General features: G+C 57.1%; 2 protein-coding genes. One reads left to right on the top strand and one right to left on the bottom strand.

Features of this window, described 5'->3' with window-relative positions; all coding sequences use genetic code 11:
- The coding region (locus tag E3T55_RS20625; RefSeq protein ID WP_206751388.1) for a hypothetical protein at positions 1-275 on the top strand (275 nt) is incomplete at its 5' end.
- A 632-nt stretch (positions 276-907) separates the two neighbouring features.
- Here the strand turns inward: E3T55_RS20625 and E3T55_RS18730 are convergent.
- Positions 908-1567, bottom strand: coding sequence for a hypothetical protein (locus E3T55_RS18730; protein WP_134521059.1), 660 nt, complete (start codon positions 1565-1567; stop codon positions 908-910).
- Positions 1568-1651: the final 84 nt, after the last annotated feature.

Below are 1651 nucleotides of genomic sequence, written 5' to 3'. Positions count from 1 at the left end.
GACTTAAACGCCTGCTACCTGTAAACGATGCCGTGAGAGAGCCTGTAAACGAAGACCTGAGTGACGATGTAAACAATGACCTGAGAGTTCACATACCAAGTGTCTGGACTGGCGCTACCATCAAGCGCTACTCGCCAGACAACGCATTTCTGCTCAGTCTGGAACCCAGGACGAACTACGGATTTATTCGCATTCATCGTGGTGGATTCTTGGCCATTGGCGAGCCACGGGTTCTGAATTGCTGGAGGCTGGGCTGTGAAAGAATCAACGGATGACGGCTACTTCTTTCGACGCTGCGCCACTTCTGCATTTTGAGAAGTGGGATTCGTTGAGCAACGACTACTGGATCATCGAACGTAAACCTTGAGCCAGATTGCGATATCTGCAGTCGAAGTACGGTCCCTGTACCCCCTTTACGCAGAGGGAGAACGGCCCCGGCGTAATCCTCAAACAGCGCACGCCGGGCCATTCGTCTATCCGGACATCGTCAGCCTGACGCCGCTGGAGAACAGATAAATCCTGGAGCGCTAAAACCCCTCGTCACCGGGGAAGACGCCCACATCGTCACGCCGGGAAACGTTCAACACTCAGGCAGCGCTCAGAGCCCGGGACAACTTCGCGAGTCTGAAAGATGTCAACCTATATGAGTCAGTTCTTTAAGCGGTCATTAATTTCCCGGCGTCGAGCTGGTGGGCGAAACACTGCGGCCGGGCGCGCCCACGCAACAATGGGGCACGGTGCGAAAAGCGCACGGCACCCCACTGTTTCATTCGACGCTATTCCGCGCTTACGGCGCGAGCGATTCTGCGCGCTCGGCGCACGGGGAAATAGACCAATGCCGAACTGATTCCGATCAGCGCGAGCCAGCTAAGGGCGTATCCGAGAGTTGCCATATCCGAAACTAACATCAGAACCAGGCGTTCGTCGAGGCGGAACCGCCCGTTGTGACACTCACCTTGAGCCGACACGTCGTCCCAAAGGTCGCCCCTGTGGGGCGGAACGTCATTTCCGCAGTGGCAGGCGCACTGCTTGTTGCGATCGCCTTCGTTACGCCCAACGTCAGGTCCGCATAGCCCGCTCCAAGCGAAAGAATCGTGATGCTGTGACTACCCGTGGAGCGGATCCAAGCTCCCCCGGTTTGGTGGGTGGAGTAGTTCACCGTGAATCCCGCGGAGATGAGGATGGTGCTCTCACTAGCCCAGCAGCCGGTGTAGTCGGTCACTCCATTGCTCGAACTCACACGGCAGCTCGCCACGCCACGAGCACTTATCTCCCCTTCCTGGGCGCCCTGTTCTGCCTTCGGGCGCTCCAGCATCGACACAGATACGGAGCCATCTTCATAGCGACGCGTGGTGACTTGCGTATCACCGTCCTGGCGTTCATCGACAGAAACCGGCTCCGAGTCATTCATAGAGTCCCAAGTCTCCCCCGCAACGTGCTTGGCTAGCAAGCTCTCACGGGTGCCTTCTTCGATGCCCCATTTCTGCATCTCTACATCGATCTGAGTCAACGTCGCGGGGTCAGCCAGGTTCGCGGTCTCGACGCTTGCCGAGGCGGAATTTGTCAAGGTGAATGAGGCCAGTGGGAGTTTAGGCGGCTAGTTTTAGCCCTTCAACCTCAACTGGTTTCTCGGCTGGTTTGTTGATCCATG

The organism is Cryobacterium frigoriphilum (assembly GCF_004403305.1).
In the GTDB taxonomy this organism is placed as follows: Bacteria; Actinomycetota; Actinomycetes; order Actinomycetales; family Microbacteriaceae; genus Cryobacterium; species Cryobacterium frigoriphilum.
This window is presented reverse-complemented; position numbering and strand designations above follow the sequence as displayed.